Annotated in this window: 14 protein-coding genes; 7 read left to right on the forward strand and 7 right to left on the reverse strand. The window is 70.8% G+C overall.

Translation table 11 applies throughout. The features are described from left to right. The first annotated feature begins 42 nt into the window (after nt 1-42). Both SLP03_RS13180 and SLP03_RS13185 read left to right on the forward strand, forming a co-directional pair. The gene (locus SLP03_RS13180; RefSeq protein ID WP_319460859.1) at nt 43-1,233 is read left to right on the forward strand and encodes a LolA family protein; all 1,191 of its coding nucleotides are present in this window, start codon (nt 43-45) and stop codon (nt 1,231-1,233) included. Between the two features lie 86 nt (nt 1,234-1,319). Beyond that, nucleotides 1,320-1,655 (forward strand): hypothetical protein, encoded by a 336-nt coding sequence (locus SLP03_RS13185; protein ID WP_319460860.1) that lies wholly within the window; start codon nt 1,320-1,322, stop codon nt 1,653-1,655. Nucleotides 1,656-1,748: 93 nt separating this feature from the next. Here the strand turns inward: SLP03_RS13185 and SLP03_RS13190 are convergent, their stop codons facing one another. Further along, entirely contained in the window at nt 1,749-2,033 is a 285-nt protein-coding gene (locus SLP03_RS13190) for a hypothetical protein (protein WP_319460861.1), read from the reverse strand. Between the two features lie 237 nt (nt 2,034-2,270). Here SLP03_RS13190 and SLP03_RS13195 point away from each other — a divergent pair, with 237 nt between their 5' ends. Next, nucleotides 2,271-4,490, forward strand: coding sequence for a HelD family protein (locus SLP03_RS13195; protein WP_319460911.1), 2,220 nt, complete (start codon nt 2,271-2,273; stop codon nt 4,488-4,490). A gap of 86 nt (nt 4,491-4,576) precedes the next feature. Here the strand turns inward: SLP03_RS13195 and SLP03_RS13200 are convergent, their stop codons facing one another. After that, nucleotides 4,577-4,999: a hypothetical protein gene (locus SLP03_RS13200; RefSeq protein WP_319460862.1), complete on the reverse strand. Its 423-nt coding sequence runs from the start codon at nt 4,997-4,999 to the stop codon at nt 4,577-4,579. A 415-nt stretch (nt 5,000-5,414) separates the two neighbouring features. On the opposite strand from SLP03_RS13200, the gene SLP03_RS13205 reads away from it, so the two are divergent. Further along, nucleotides 5,415-5,750, forward strand: a complete 336-nt coding sequence (locus tag SLP03_RS13205) for a hypothetical protein (RefSeq protein ID WP_319460863.1) — start codon at nt 5,415-5,417, stop codon at nt 5,748-5,750. Between the two features lie 65 nt (nt 5,751-5,815). Here SLP03_RS13205 and SLP03_RS13210 read toward each other — a convergent pair whose 3' ends face one another. The 5 genes from SLP03_RS13210 to SLP03_RS13230 all read right to left on the reverse strand — a co-directional run bounded on the left by SLP03_RS13210 (nt 5,816) and on the right by SLP03_RS13230 (nt 11,781). Beyond that, nucleotides 5,816-6,769 carry a sporulation protein gene (locus tag SLP03_RS13210; protein WP_319460864.1) on the reverse strand — a complete coding sequence of 318 codons (954 nt, stop codon included), beginning with the start codon at nt 6,767-6,769 and terminating at the stop codon, nt 5,816-5,818. Nucleotides 6,770-6,902: 133 nt separating this feature from the next. Next, a complete protein-coding gene (locus SLP03_RS13215) occupies nt 6,903-7,679 on the reverse strand; it encodes a DeoR/GlpR family DNA-binding transcription regulator (protein WP_319460865.1) in 777 nt (258 codons plus the stop codon). A gap of 15 nt (nt 7,680-7,694) precedes the next feature. Then, entirely contained in the window at nt 7,695-9,110 is a 1,416-nt protein-coding gene (locus SLP03_RS13220; RefSeq protein WP_319460866.1) for a transposase, read from the reverse strand. Next, nucleotides 9,107-9,250, reverse strand: a complete 144-nt coding sequence (locus SLP03_RS13225) for a hypothetical protein (protein ID WP_319460867.1) — start codon at nt 9,248-9,250, stop codon at nt 9,107-9,109. The genes SLP03_RS13220 and SLP03_RS13225 overlap by 4 nt, the downstream gene beginning before the upstream one ends. Before the next feature lie 479 nt (nt 9,251-9,729). Further along, nucleotides 9,730-11,781 (reverse strand): beta-galactosidase, encoded by a 2,052-nt coding sequence (locus SLP03_RS13230; RefSeq protein WP_319460868.1) that lies wholly within the window; start codon nt 11,779-11,781, stop codon nt 9,730-9,732. 278 nt (nt 11,782-12,059) lie between these two features. On the opposite strand from SLP03_RS13230, the gene SLP03_RS13235 reads away from it, so the two are divergent. From SLP03_RS13235 to SLP03_RS13245, 3 genes are read left to right on the forward strand one after another with little or no spacing between them, the layout of a single operon-like run. Beyond that, complete coding sequence (locus tag SLP03_RS13235) at nt 12,060-13,391, forward strand: ABC transporter substrate-binding protein (RefSeq protein WP_319460869.1); 1,332 nt, start codon at nt 12,060-12,062, stop codon at nt 13,389-13,391. 23 nt (nt 13,392-13,414) lie between these two features. Beyond that, nucleotides 13,415-14,371 carry a sugar ABC transporter permease gene (locus tag SLP03_RS13240; protein WP_319460870.1) on the forward strand — a complete coding sequence of 319 codons (957 nt, stop codon included), beginning with the start codon at nt 13,415-13,417 and terminating at the stop codon, nt 14,369-14,371. Further along, nucleotides 14,368-15,279 (forward strand): carbohydrate ABC transporter permease, encoded by a 912-nt coding sequence (locus tag SLP03_RS13245; protein ID WP_319460871.1) that lies wholly within the window; start codon nt 14,368-14,370, stop codon nt 15,277-15,279. Before SLP03_RS13240 ends, SLP03_RS13245 begins: the two co-directional genes overlap by 4 nt. The last annotated feature ends 35 nt before the right edge of the window (nt 15,280-15,314 follow it).

A 15,314-nucleotide genomic window follows, 5' to 3' on the forward strand; every position in this document is an offset into this window, starting at 1 on the left:
ACAGCCACCTGGGTGCAGGATGGCGGTCAGGAGGTGTCCACCATGTCCGTACTGAAGAACCGCGCGGTGCTGCGCTGGCTGGTCCCGGTGACCGCGGGGGTCGCCGTGATCGGTGGCGGGGCCGCCGTCGGCACGTTCGCCGCCACGGCCGACCCGGCCCTGCCACCGCGTACCGCCGCACAGTTGCTCGTCGACCTGCAGACGTCCCGCCTCGACGGGCTCTCCGGCACCGTGGTGCAGCGGGCCGACCTGGGCCTGCCGGCGCTGGCCAACCTCGCCGGCCTGGCCGGCGGAAACGAGCTGACCACCCTGCTGACCGGGACCCACACCCTGCGGGTCTGGTACTCCGGCGAGGAGCGGCAGCGGGTCGCGCTGCTCGACACCCTCGGCGAGCGGGACCTGATCCGCGACGGCCGGGACCTGTGGGTCTGGGAGAGCCGTACCAACACGGCGACGCACCGCAAGCTGCCGGACAGCGACGCCACGACGCAGCGCACCCTGCCGGGCCGCGACGGGACCGCGTCGGCCCTGCCGAGCACGCCGGCCGAGGCCGCCGACCGGGCGCTCGCCGCGGTCGACCCGACCACCGCGGTCACCGTCGGCCGCACCGCCCGGGTCGCCGGACGGGACGCGTACGAGCTGGTGCTGACCCCGCGCGACGCCGACTCACTGGTGCACCAGGTGCGGATCGCCCTCGACGCGAAGGAGCACGTGCCGCTGCGGTTCCAGGTGCTCGCCGACGGCACCGACAAGCCGGCCATCGAGGTGGCGTTCACCCAGGTCGACTTCAGCCGGCCCGAGGCGGACCAGTTCCGGTTCAACCCGCCGCCGGGGGTGACCGTCAAGGAGGAGTCGGCCGACAGGACCCTGCCGGACGGGAAGGCCGATACGGACGGCAGGACCGGCCACCGGCCGGACGGCACGGACGTGCGTACCGTCGGCACGGGCTGGACCACCGTGCTGGTCGCGCGGCTCGACGCGGCCGGCCTGGCCGGCGGCGCGAAGGCCGGCGGCGTGCCCGGACCGGCGGGCGGCGCGAAGGCCGGCGACAACGCGAGCCCGGGGGCCGGACAGGTGGCCGGGTTGCTGGGTTCGCTGCCGAAGGTGAGCGGTGACTGGGGCAGCGGCCGGCTGCTGTCCGGGAAGCTGTTCAGCGTGCTGCTCACCGACGACGGCCGGGTGCTGGCCGGGCTGGTCACCCCGGAGCGGCTCTACCAGGCGGCGCGAAGCTGATCCGACGGATCGGGGGCCCGGACGGGGATGCCGTCCGGGCCCTGCTCACCGCCTACGACAGGCCGTACCGTTTCGTTGACGAGCAGGTGAGCGGCCCGTTCCGTCACTGGTACCACGAGCATCTCTTCACCGCCGATCCGCGCAACGCCTCCGCCACCGTCATGCGCGACGTCATCGAGTTCACCGCCCCTGCGGAGGCTGTCGGTGGAACGGTCTCCCGGCTGGTCCTGCTTCCCTATCTTCGACGGCTGGTCGCAGGCCGGAACGCCTTCCTCGCCGAGGCCGTGGCGGCATCGGGAGCGACCGCTCACGCCGGCGCCACGTGCCCGCACCGCGGCCTCGATCCTCAACAGCAGTCCGCTGACCGAAGCGTCAGTGCACCGGCCGGTTGCCGAGGTATGCGGAAAGGCCGGCGAGCTTGACGTCGGCGACGAAAACCGAGCGGGCGTTCAGGATCGCGTCGTCGACGTGGTCGAGGCATCCCCACGCCGAGTCGCCCCAGGCGTCGGCGACCTTCAGCTCCGGGACGGCGGTGCAGGGCGTGTCCCGGCCGAGCTGACAGCTGGATCGACGGCGGCGTCGGTGACGACGTAGGGGCCGTCCTGCTTGACGACGGATGCGCAGAGGCCCGGGTCGACCCCGACCTCGGCGACGCCGTCGAGCCCGTGCGTGGCAGCGAACCAGACCCGATCCCTGTCGACGATGCTCAACGTGGCGATCGGCGTACCAAAGGTTGTCGCAGCCAGCCACGCGACGTTCGTGAATGTGCCGTCAGCCGGGGTATCGGATCGTAGCCTCACCCGTCACGCGTCACGGAAGCCGCACGGCGCGGCGGTGTGACGTGGGCGTGATCGACCGGGCAGGCTTGGTCCGGCGGCCCGCCGCGCGGTATCTTTCTCAGTTCAAACACAAAAAGGAACGGCCCCGTAGGCCATTCCGGTGCCGATTTTAGCCCAAGAGGAGCCGGCTTGTCAACGCACTCCCCCGGTGAGCTGCACCAGGACGACGAGATCGGTCGCGAGCAGGAGTACGTCTCGATGCTGTACGGCCGGCTGGACGGCATGCGGGACCAGGCCGCCCGCCGGCTCGCCGAGGAACTGCGCACCACCGGCGGCACGTTGCAGGCCCGCTCCCAGCGCGACTCCGCCGTCCGGATGTACGCCGACCAGGTCGAGCAGTACTCGGCGGTGGAGAACGGGCTCTGCTTCGGCCGCCTCGACGCCGACGACGGCTCCGGCCGCTACATCGGCCGGATCGGCATCTTCGACACCAGCGGCGACTACGACCCGCTGCTGATGGACTGGCGGGCGCCCGCCGCCCGGGCGTTCTACCTGGCCACCGCCGCCAACCCGCAGGGCGTACGCCGGCGGCGGCACCTGCGTACCCGGCAGCGGAAGGTGACCGGGCTCAACGACGAGGTCCTCGACCTCGCCACCGCCTCGCCCACCGCGCACGAGGAGCTGACCGGCGAGGCGTCTCTGCTAGCCGCGCTCACCGCCGGCCGGACCGGCCGGATGCGCGACATCGTGGAGACCATCCAGGCCGAGCAGGACCGGATCATCCGCGCCGACCTGCCCGGGGTGCTGGTCGTCCAGGGCGGGCCGGGCACCGGCAAGACCGCGGTGGCGCTGCACCGGGCCGCGTACCTGCTCTACACCCACCGGCAGCAGCTCGCCAGCCGCGGCGTGCTGCTGGTCGGACCGAACGCGACCTTCCTGCGCTACATCTCCCAGGTGCTGCCCGCGCTGGCCGAGACGGGCGTGCTGCTGCGTACCCAGGCGGACCTCTTCCCCGGCGTGAGCGCCCGACGGACCGAGCCGGCGGAGACCGCGGCGCTGAAGGGTCGGGCGGCCATGACCGAGGTGCTCGCCGCCGCCGTCCGCGACCGGCAGTGGATCCCCGACGAGCCGCAGGAGATCGAACTCCCGCAGCGGGAACTCCTCACCCTCGCCCCGGAGACGGTCCTTCAGGCCCGGGACCGGGCCCGCCGCTCCGGCCGCCCGCACAACCTGGCCCGGGCGCTCTTCGACATCGAGATCGTGCACGCGCTCGCCGCCCAGGTCGCCGAACGGATCGGCGCCGACCCGCTAGGCGGGGAGAACCTGCTCTCCGAGGCCGACCTGGCCGAGATCCGCCGCGAGCTGCGTGAGGAGCCGGAGGTTCAGGCCGCGCTGGACGAGCTCTGGCCAGTGCTCACCCCGCAGCGGCTGCTCGCCGACCTGTACGCCTCGCCCGAGCGGATCGCCACCGCCGCCCCGATGCTCACCGAGGCGGAGCGGGCCTCGCTGCACCGGGAGCCGGGTGGCTGGACGCCGGCCGACGTGCCGCTGCTCGACGAGTCGGCCGAACTGCTGGGCGAGGACGAGCGCGCCGCTGCGGCCCGCCGTGACCGGATCCGGTCACTGGAACGGGAGTACGCCGAGGGCGTGCTGGAGATCGCTCGGGGCTCCCGCTCCATCGACGTCGAGGACGAGGCGGACGGCGGCGAGATCCTCGGCGTCACCGACCTGATCGACGCCGACCGGCTGCTGGAACGGCAGGAGGAGTCCGAGCGGCTGACCACCGCGCAGCGGGCCGCCGCCGACCGGAGCTGGGCGTTCGGGCACGTCATCGTCGACGAGGCGCAGGAGCTGTCACCGATGGCCTGGCGGCTGCTGATGCGCCGCTGCCCCAGCCGGTCGATGACGATCGTCGGGGACGTGGCGCAGACCGGAGCCCTCTCCGGCACCCCCTCCTGGCAGGAGGCCCTCGATCCGTACGTGTCGCGACGCTGGCGGCTGGAGGAGCTGACCGTCAGCTACCGCACCCCGGCCGAGATCATGGCGGTCGCCGCCGAGGTGCTCGCCGAGATCGACCCCGCGCTCCGCCCACCCCGCTCGGTACGGGCCAGCGGCGTGCCGCCGTGGGACCGGACGGTCGACCCGGACCGGCTCGCCGCCGAACTGGTCGAGGTGACCACCCGGGAGGCGGCCGGGCTCGACGACGGACGGCTCGGCGTGATCGTGCCGACCGGTCGGGTGGACGAGCTCGGCGCCGCGATCACCGCCGCCCTCCCGGAGGCAGCGGTCGGCGAGCAGCCGGAGCTGGAGAACCGGGTGGTGGTGCTGACCGTCGGGCAGGCCAAGGGGCTGGAGTTCGACTCGGTGCTGGTGGTGGACCCGGAGCGGATCGTGGCGGAGTCACCGCGCGGCCACAGCGACCTCTACGTCGCCCTCACCCGCGCCACCCAGCGCCTGGGCATCCTCCGCACCGCCTGACCGGAACCGCCCCGTCACCACCGCGGACGGGTAGTGGCCTCCCGTCGGTCGGGAGGCCACTACCGGCACCTCGGAACGTGCTCCGGCTATCCGGGATCGGCTCCCTCGTCCGTGAAGTTGCCGACCTGGCTACCGCTGGCGGACTTGTCGCTGGTGGAGCCGCCGGCCGGGGTGCTCATCCCGCCGGTGGTGGCATCCCCGGTGGTGGTCGGGGCCACCTTGCCCGGATGCCGCTCCGGCTGCCGGGCGACCCGTCGGACACTGGCCGGGCCGGCGGTACCGCCGGTCGTGGTGATCGCACCCTGGCCGCGCGTCGGGCCGCCGTCCCGGAGCACGTTCGGGTCGATCCGGGTGTGCGCCGGGTCGTCGGGGTCCTCGTCCTGGATGACCCGTAGCACGTCGGTCTGCGGCACGGTGACCTCATCGAGCGCGCCCTTGCCGTACACGCCGCCGGCGACCCGTTCCTCGGCCCGGCGGGCGGCGTCCTGCCGGATGTCGTCCTCACGCACGTCAACCACCTCGCAGCTCTCTCGGATCTTGCTGCGTGCCCGTCCGCCGGCCGGCCAAACCCCCGGACGCGGGTCGTCCGCCGGGGTTCACCGGGGCGACTCCCGCCGCTCGCCCGCCCGCCGTCCCGGCTGCCCCTCGACCGACTGGCACCTGCGGGAGAACCCGGCATACTTCCACGGACCGGACGTCCGCACCCTCCAGCGTCGGTACCCTGGGGAGACGGCATCCGGCCGGCGGTCGGTGTTACCTCCCCGGGGCAACGGGTAGACGGGGGGGTGCCCCCGCCATGAACGCGAACCGTGCCGTGGCCGAAACGCGGTAGCGGGGCGAGGGAATGCGGAGAACGACTCATCGCATCCTGAGGAGGACCAGATGAGCACGCAGGCTGCATCCACCAGGCCCATGAATCGGCCGATGCAGGAGGCGCCCCAGCGCGCGGCGATGCAGGAGACCCCGACCCGTCCGATGCCGATGATGGAGGACGGGCGTCGGGAGCGGATGCCGTCACCGGGCACGGAGACGAAGCAGTCGTTCCTGACCACGGAGTTCTGGATCTACGTCGCCGCGGTCGCGGTCGTCGTGATCGCCGCGTTCTGGCCCGGTGCCGCCACCAACGGGCTGAACATCAACAACCCGACCCAGGCGTGGTGGTACCTCACGATCCTGACCGGCGCGTACCTGCTGAGCCGTGGTCTGGCCAAGGCCGGCACCGCGCGCCGCTCGGGTGCGGAGCGTCGCGCCCGGCAGTGAGTGGGCGACACCTGAGAACGACGGTGGCCCAGGGAGATGTCCCCGGGCCACCGTCGTGCGTCGTCCTACTCGAAGTCCCCGCCAAAGTCGCCGAAGTCGCCCTCGAAGGCGTCCCCGATCAGCTCACCAGCGACGAGGCCGCCGGCCACGCCGAGCGCGGTGCCCGCCACCACGCCGCCCATCCCGTGACCCCGGCCGTGGCCGTGGCCGTGCCCCGCGCCGAAGCCCTGGGCGCGCAGGTTGCCGTAGCGGGAGGTGGTCTCGCGCAGCCAGCCGTCGACCACCTGGACCCAGTCGGTCCGGTCGGCGTCGGTGTGCGGGACCGCGTACCGGCCGACGACGTCGTGCCCGGCACTGAGGAAGCCACCCCGCTTGTCGCACTCGAGGATCACCTCGACGCCCCGCTGGCTGGTCACAAAGGTCAGCTCGACCTCGCTGATCGTCCGGGCGTACTGCGGCGCGGCGAAGAACTCGATCTCCTGGTAGAACGGCAGCGTCTGCTGCACGCCACGGATGTGGCCGCGTTCCAGATCGGCGTGCTTGAAGCGGAACCCGAGCGCCTGGAAGGCGTCGAGGATCCGCTCGTGGATCGGCAGCGGGTGCACCGCCACCTGGTCCAGGTCGCTCTTGTCCACCGCGCGGGCCACCGCCAGCTCGGTACGCAGCCCCATCGTCATGCCGTGCAGGCGTTGGCCGTACACGTCGGTGACCGGGGTCTCCCACGGCACCGGTAGCTGGAACGGGATGGCGAGCTGCTGCTTCGGGGCCAGTTCCAGCGGCCCGCTCACCGCCATCCGGTGGAACTCCATGATGCCGGCGTACTCGGAGTCCCCGCCCTCGATCTCGACCCGGGTGACCAGGCCGACGGTGATCTGCTCGATCCTGGCCGGCGCATCACCGCCGACGAGGTTGACGTGCCCGTCGAGGGTGAGCCCGGGTCGGGTGTTCGGGTTGGCGAGCACCGTGTCGACACTGGGGCCGCCCACGCCGAACGCGCTCAACATCTTCTTGAAGACCATCGGTCACTCCCGCGGGACGGCGCTCCACCATGGAACGTCGGACACTTGCTCAGGGCACCCTAACCCAGGCCGCTGGGAAGTGCCTGTGAACGAGGGTGCGCCCCCCGCCCGGGGTCCGGCGTGGATCGGCGCGTCAATCGGCATCGACGATGATCAACTCGCCGACCTGCTCGCCGATCTGCCGGCGCCCCTCCGGCGGCAGCCGCCCGTCGCTGATCAGCACGTCCGCGTCGTCCAGCGGGGCGATCGTGGCGATGCCGATCGTCTCCCACTTCGTGTGGTCGGCGAGCACCACGAGGCGGCGGGCAGAGCTGATCAGCCGCCGGTTGACCGCCGCCTCCAGCAGATTGGGGGTGGTGAACCCGGTCCGCGGGCTCATCCCGTGCACGCCGAGGAAGAGCAGATCGACGTTGAGGGCGGCGATCGCCGCCTCGGCCACCGGCCCGGTCAGCGCGTCCGACGGCGTACGGATGCCACCGGTGAGCACGACGGTCTGGTCGGCCCGGGGGTTCTGGTGGAGCGCGTCGGCGACCGGGATCGAGTTGGTGACCACGGTGAGGCCACGGACGTCGGCCAGCCGGGCGGCGAGCGCTGCGGTGGTGGTGCCGGCGGAGAGCGCGATGGCCATTCCCGGCTCGACCAAGCCGGCGGCCCGTTCGGCGATGGCCCGTTTCTCGGCCTGCTGCCGGACCGACTTCGCCGCGAAACCGGGCTCCTCGGCCGACCCGGGGCCGGCCAGAGTCGCGCCACCGTGGACCTTGTCGACCAGCCCGCGTTCGGCGAGCACTTCCAGGTCCCGCCGGATCGTCATGTCCGACACCCCGAAGCGGCTGACCAGGTGGCTGACCCGCACGCCGCCGCGCTGCCGGATCAGCTCCAGGATGGCGCTCTGCCGTTGCTGGGCGAGCATGGGGCCTGCTTCCTACTAGTTGCTCATCGCTGAGCGGTTCGGATGATTCGCTCTCCGCTCGGCGAGGGCCGGGCTGGAGTCCTGGACCGGCAGTCTGGCCCGGTGGCGATCGGTCCTGTCCTGCAGGATCTGCTTCACCTTGTGGTGCGGGGTGTGCAGGGCGATGTCGGGGTCGCCTGCTCGCTGCAGGACGTTGATCGCGGCGTTCACGTCGGCCTGCCACACCACCCCGCACCGGGTGCAGTGAAGCCGGTCCCCGTTGCGTCGGCCGAGGCCGCCGCAACGGTGACAAGCTTGTGAGGTGTAGGCGGCGTTGACGTGCACGAGCGCAGAACCTCTGCGCTCCGACACGTTCGCCAGCGCCTCGGCGGTGACCCCTCTGGTCCACGCGGCCAGACGCCGATTCACGTTCTTGCCGAGCATTTTGCGCCCGGCGAAGCGTTTGGTGAGGTCTTCGGCGACCACGCTGGCCGCCTTGTCGACGACCCGGTGCACGGCGGTGAAGATCTCCGTGCGCACCTGTGCGCGGTGGCGGGCGGCCTGTCGGTCCCGCTTGACGGTGCCGAGGTTGTTGGCCTTGATCCGGCGCGCCTTCGCGTGGTCACCACGACCAGCGGCGCTGTTCGCTATCGAGCGCAGCTTCGCCCGGCGCCGGTTGCGTTCCTTCAACCGGTCCGACTCGCTGTTCAGCAGCCCGCCGAGCCGAACGCCGTGGCGCTCGCTGTCGGAGTCGGTCAGGGCCTCGGTGTAGCCCTTGTCGACGCCGATCGTCCGGTCGCCGCACGGCCGCAGCGACGACCGCATCTGCGATGCGTCGATCTGGTAGTGCACCTCGACCCGGCCACCGCGCAGGATCAGCCGCAGCGTGCCAGTCGGGGCGACGGTCGTGGACAGCGGGATCCTGACCATCCTGCGCCGTTCGAGACCAGGAACCGCCAGCCACAACCGGCCGCGCCCGTCGGTGACGATGTTGTGCTGGTCGGCGCGCACCACGATCTGATCGTGCGTGCGGTTCCTGCCACGCTTCCAGTGCTTGCGCATCCGCCGAGCTAGGAAGATGTCGCCGGCCCACCGGTCGGCCTTCAACGCGGTCAGCATCCGCCTGCGCTCGGCCGGATCGCCGGCGCGCCGGCCGACCGCCCGACGCACCTCGACCTTCGCCGACGCCAAGTTCGCCGCGATGTCGGCCATGGCGTCGCGGACGGTCTCCTTCCACGCATTCGCCAGCACACCGAACCGCACGTGCGTGCCGTCGGCCAACCACCGGTCCCGCACCTGCCGGTCCTTCAGCCCGGACCCGACACCGGCGATCGACCCGGAACGCTGCCACACCTCGCCGCGAACCCGACCCAACCGGCGGGCCTGCTCCCGCAAGGCCGCGTACTTACCCGGGTTCAGGGCCGTCGAGTAGGCGATCCGGGTGACCTTCACCGGTCGCCCTCCACGGTCAGGCCCGCCCCGTCGAGTTCCTCCTTGGCGACGACGATCTCACAGCCGCCGCGCACCGCCACGTGCCCGCAGGAAATCGAAGCCGAACCGGGCCAGCCGATCCCTGTGCCCACCACGAGCATCGCGACCTCCCCCCGAACACCCGGGTCCATCAACGCCAGAAACCTCTCGCAGCGCAAGTTGCTCCCACCGCCGATCTCGCCGCGGCCCACTCGTCCAGGGCGAGGCCGCGAGCCAGACAAACTGCGGTTTAAACGCGACCTGCGAGGCCGGGCGGGGTTACTGGCCCGGTGACAAGACCAAGGCACGACCTTCCACCGCCCGACATCGAAACCCGGCTTGCAGCACCGTGCCCGCGTCGGAGTCGTCCAAATACCGCTGCCCCGCAGCAGACAGCGAGCCTTAATCCGGCTCTCTGCCTCCCACCGACGCATCGTGCTCACCGAGCCGCTCACCCGCTCGGGAACCCCGGCCAGTACTTCCCGACCCCGCGAAACCCACCGACCCGATGGATGCCTACCACAACAAACGAGCGAAATAGGTGCGCAAGGGAAATGACAACTCATCACTCCTCCTTCCGGCGCGGGTATGGTACGCGGGATCAGGCAGCCTCGGCCGTCCGGTCCAACACCCGATCGCCGCGCTGTGCCTGCTGCTCGGCGCGCTCCGACACCTCGCGGACCACCGCCACATCGCCGGCCGGGACGACCAGCTCGCCGTCGCAGCGGCCGCCGCCGAGCAGCTCGGTCCCGGTGACGGGCAGCCGGGCGTCGGTGTCGGTGTGGTTGATGACGAAGAGCCAGCTCCGGTCGGCGGCGCGGCGGCGGACCACCTCGACGCCGGGCGGGGCGGCGACCGGCGGGCGGGCGCCGGCCTCGGTGAGCAGCCGGGCCACGAGCCGGTCGGTGGCTGCCTCGTCGAGCCGGGTGCCGACGTACCAGGCGGCGCCCGCGCCGACGGCGTGCCGGGTGAGCGCGGCCACGCCGGGCAGCGGCCCGTCGGCGTACGACGCGAGCACCTCCGCCCCCTCCGGGTGGAGCCACTCGGTCCACACGTCGGCGGTGGCGCCGTCGTCGAGGCGGACCCGGTCCCCCTCCCGCAGCGGGAAGAACTCCTCGGTGCGGATGCCGAGCAGCTCCCGGAACGCGCCGGGGTAGCCGCCGAGCCGGATGTGGTCGTGCTCGTCGACGATGCCGCTGAAGTAGGTGACCAGCGCGGTGCCGCCCGCCTCGACGTACCGGTGCAGGGCCTCGGCGTCGGCGTCGCGGACCAGGTAGAGGGTGGGCACGAGGACCAGCCGGTAGCGGGACAGGTCGGTGGACGGGTGCACCACGTCGGCGGTGACCCCGGCCCGCCAGAGCGCGCCGTGCAGGGCGGCGAGGCGGTCGCCGTAGGTGACGTCGACGCTGGGGTGCGAGTCGAGTTCCGCGCCCCACCACGCCTCGTAGTCGAAGAGGATCGCCACGTCGGCGTCGACGCGGCTGTCGCGTACCTCGGCGAGGGCCTTGAGGTCGGCGCCGAGCCGGCAGACCTCGCGGAACACCTTGGTCTCCGGGCCGGCGTGCGGGACCAGCGCGGAGTGGAACTTCTCGGCGCCGGCCCGGGAGGCCCGCCACTGGAAGAACAGCACCCCGTCGGCGCCGCGCGCCACGTGCGCGAGGCTGTTGCGGCGCAACTGGCCGGGGGCCTTGGCGACGTTGCGCGGCTGCCAGTTGACCGCGCTGGTGGAGTGTTCCATCAGCAGCCACGGGTCACCGCCGGCCACACCGCGGGTGTGGTCGGCGGCGAGCGCCAGGTTGACCTGCGGCTGCGGGTCGGCGGCGGTCAGGTAGTGGTCGTTGGCGACCACGTCCACATCGGACGCCCAGGAGTGGTAGTCCAGGTACTTGATGCCGGTGCCGATCATGAAGTTCGTGGTGACCGGCTGGGGGGCCAGCCGGGTGAGCAGCTCCCGCTCGGCGCGGAGCTGGGCCCGCTGTTCGTCGGAGGAGAAACGCAGGAAGTCCAGCTGCTGGGTGGGATTGGCGAAGGTCGGCGCGCTGCGCGGCGGGTTGACCTCGGCCCAGTCGTGGTAGCGCTGGCTCCAGAAGGCGGTGCCCCAGGCGTCGTTGAGCGTGGCCAGGTCGCCGTACCGGTCACGCAGCCAGCGGCGGAACGCCTCGGCGCTGACGTCGCAGTAGCAGTGCACGTTGTGGCAGCCCAGTTCGTTGGAGACGTGCCACATCACCACTGCCGGGTGGTCGGCGTACCGGCCGGCGACCGCCTCGACCAGGGCGAGCGACCGCTCGCGGAAGACCGGCGAGCTGGGGCAGTACGCCTGCCGGCCGCCCGGCCACAGGATCGCGCCGTCGGCGCGGCGGGGCAGCGTCTCCGGGTGCCGGTGGGCCAGCCACGGCGGCGGGCTGGCCGTGGCGGTGGCCAGGTCGACGCGGACTCCCCCGTCGTGCAGCACGTCGAGGGCCCGGTCCAGCCAGCCGAAGTCGAACGTTCCGGGGGCGGGCTCCAAAAGGGCCCAGGAGAAGATGCCGACCGAGACCAGGTTGACCCCGGCCCGGCGCATCAGCGCGACGTCCTCCACCCAGGTCTGCTCGGGCCACTGCTCCGGGTTGTAGTCCGCCCCGTACCAGATGCCTTCGCCGTGCCAGCTCCGCATGACAGCAGAGCGTGCACCTCGACAGCACCCAAGTCAACACTTTCAAACATCGACTGAATTCCAACGTTTACCTTGTCTCAGCCGTATCACGACTGGATTATCAGTGCCCTTCGACCCTCTTGACAGCGCCGTATGGAGGGGTAGCTTGACGAGCCACCGGCTGTTTGTGTTCGGACATGTGGATTCACGGTGGATCTATCCCTGCCCGCGCGAACGTCGATCCCCGCCACCACTCACGGCCCTTGGGCGCAGCGCACCTCTTCCACGCAGGAGGCACAATGTCCCGTCCCCGCTCACAAGCCGAGTACCTCGCCCGGCTCGTACCCCCGTCCATCGCCGGCCTGAACCGCCGCTCGCTGCTCGCCGGCGCGGCCGGCACCGGCGCGCTGCTCGGCACGGGACTGCTCGCCGGGTGCGGCGGCTCCGACTCCAACTCCGGCTCGGACTCCAAGACGGTCTCGGTCGGCTCGAACCAGTCGGACCCGAAGCCGAAGGACGTCATCGCCAAGGTGATGGCTGGCTTCCAGAGCTCGTCCGGCGTCCAGGTCGCGGTCAACACCGTCGACCACAACACGTTCCAGGAAAACATCAACAACTACCTGCAGGGCAAGCCGGACGACGTGTTCATGTGGTTCGCCGGCTACCGGATGCGGTTCTTCGCCGCCAAGGGCCTGGCCGGTGACGTCAGCGACGTCTGGGGCAAGCTCTCCGGCTACTCGGACGCCTTCAAGAAGGCATCCACCGGCGACGACGGCAAGCAGTACTTCGTGCCGTCGTCGTACTACCCGTGGGCGGTCTTCTACCGCAAGTCGGTCTGGCAGCAGCACGGCTACCAGGTCCCGAAGACCCTCGACGAGCTGAACACCCTCGGCGCCCAGATGAAGAAGGACGGCCTCGCACCGATCGCCTTCGCCGACAAGGACGGCTGGCCGGCGATGGGCACCTTCGACATCCTCAACCTGCGGATCAACGGCTACCAGTTCCACGTCGACCTGATGGCCGGCAAGGAGGCGTGGACCTCCGACAAGGTGAAGAAGGTCTTCGACACCTGGGCGGGGCTGCTGCCGCTGCACCAGCCGGACGCCCTCGGCCGGACCTGGCAGGAGGCCGCCCAGTCGTTGCAGCAGAAGAAGAGCGGCATGTACCTGCTCGGCCTCTTCGTCGCCCAGCAGTTCAGCAACGACGAGCAGAACGACCTGGACTTCTTCACCTTCCCGGAAATCGACTCCACCATCGGGGCGAAGGCCCTGGACGCGCCGATCGACGGCTACATGATGGCCCGCAAGCCGAAGTCCGCGGCGAACGCGAAGAAGCTGCTGGAGTACGTCGGCTCGAAGGACGCCGCGAACATCACGGTGAAGAACGACCCGAGCACCCTGGTCGCCAACACCGGCGCGGACACCAGCGGCTACACCGCCCTGCAGAAGAAGGCCGCCGAACTGGTCGGCTCCGCCACGGAGATCGCCCAGTTCCTCGACCGGGACACCCGGCCGGACTTCGCCTCCACCGTGATCATTCCGGCGTTGCAGCAGTTCATCAAGAACCCGAAGGACATTGGCGGCCTGCTGACGAGCATCGAGAACCAGAAGAAGTCGATCTTCACTGACTGACGACGGCGAGAGGGGAAGGACACATGTCCGACCTGCCCCTGATCCAAGCGGATCGCGCCGCGCCGCCGCCGGCCGCGACCACCTCCAAGGGTGGTCGTGGCCGCCGGCTACGGCTGCTGTCCCGTACCGACCGCGTCGTCATCACGCTGATGGTGATCGTGCCCCTGCTGCTGGTGATCGGCCTGGTCTGGCTGCCCTCGGTGGCCACCGTGCTGCTGTCCGGCACCAACTGGGACGGCATCGGCCCGCTCGGCGAGCTCGACTGGGTCGGCCTGAAGAACTACGACGACGTGGTAAACAACTACCCGCCGTTCGGGCCCGCGGTGCAGAACAACCTGCTCTGGCTGGCCGCGCTCTTCGTGGTGGCCACCCCGTTCGGCATGTTCCTCGCCGTGCTGCTCGACAAGGAGATGCGCGGCAGCCGGATCTACCAGACCGCGCTCTACCTGCCGGTGGTGCTCTCGCTGGCGCTGATCGGCTTCGTCTGGCAGCTCATCTACAGCCGCGACCAGGGCCTGCTCAACGCCGTGCTCGGCACCCAGACCGACTGGTACGGCGACTCGAACGTCAACATCTGGGCGGTGCTCTTCGCCGCCGGCTGGCGGCACGTCGGCTACATCATGCTGCTCTACCTGGCCGGACTGAAGGGCGTCGACCCGTCGCTGCGGGAGGCCGCGGCGGTGGACGGCTCCTCGGAGACCAGCACCTTCTTCCGGGTGGTCTTCCCGGTGATGCGACCGATCAACATCATCGTGCTGGTGGTGACGGTGATCGAGTCGCTGCGGGCGTTCGACCTGGTCTGGGTGATCAACAAGGGCCGCAACGGCCTGGAGCTGATCTCCGCGCTGGTCACCTCGAACGTGGTGGGCGAGGCCAGCCGGATCGGCTTCGGCTCGGCGTTGGCGACCATCATGCTGGTCATCTCCCTGGTCTTCATCACCCTCTACCTGACCACCGTGATGCGGGAGGACCGGCGATGAGCACCGCGACCCTGACCCGTGAGCCCACGGCCGCCGCGCCGGCCGGACGCCGCAAGCCGTTGCGGCCCGCCCGGGTGGTGCTGCACCTCTTCCTCGGGGCGGTGGCCGTCGGCTGGCTCTTCCCGATCCTCTGGGCGGTGCTGACCTCGCTCCGGTCCTACCAGTACACCGCCAGCCACGGCTACGTCTCGCTCGGCGGCTGGACGTTCGACAACTACGTGACCGCGTGGAAGACCGCCGAGTTCGGCAAGCACTTCCTCAACTCGGTCTACATCACCGTGCCGGCCGTGCTGCTCACGCTCTTCCTCGCCTCCTGCGTGGCGTTCGTGATCGCCCGGTTCAGCTGGAAACTCAACATCGTCCTGCTCGGGCTCTTCACCGCGGCGAACCTGCTGCCGCAGCAGGCCCTGCTGATCCCGCTGTTCCGGCTCTTCACCCAGGTGCCGTTGCCGGAGTTCATGAGCGACTCGGAGCTGCTCTACGACAGCTACTGGGGGCTGATCCTGGTCAACGTGGCCTTCCAGTGCGGCTTCTGCGTCTTCGTGCTGAGCAACTACATGAAGGCGTTGCCGCACGAGCTGTACGAGGCGGCGATGGTCGACGGGGCCAGCGTCTGGCGGCAGTACTGGCAGGTCACCATGCCGCTCTGCCGGCCGGCCCTGGCCGCGCTGGCCACCCTGGAGGTGACCTGGATCTACAACGAGTTCTTCTGGGCCACCGTGCTGATGCGCACCGGGGACAAGTTCCCGGTGACCAGCTCGCTGAACAACCTGCGCGGCGAGTTCTTCACCGACAACAACCTGGTCTCGGCCGGCTCGGTGCTGGTGGCGATCCCCACCCTGGTGATCTTCTTCCTGCTGCAGAAGCAGTTCGTCCGGGGACTGACGCTGGGCGCCTCGAAGGGCTGACGGCGCCCGCCGATGCATGTCCGAAGGAGCGAGAT

This window comes from Micromonospora sp. RTP1Z1 (assembly GCF_033804685.1).
Lineage (GTDB): Bacteria > Actinomycetota > Actinomycetes > Mycobacteriales > Micromonosporaceae > Micromonospora.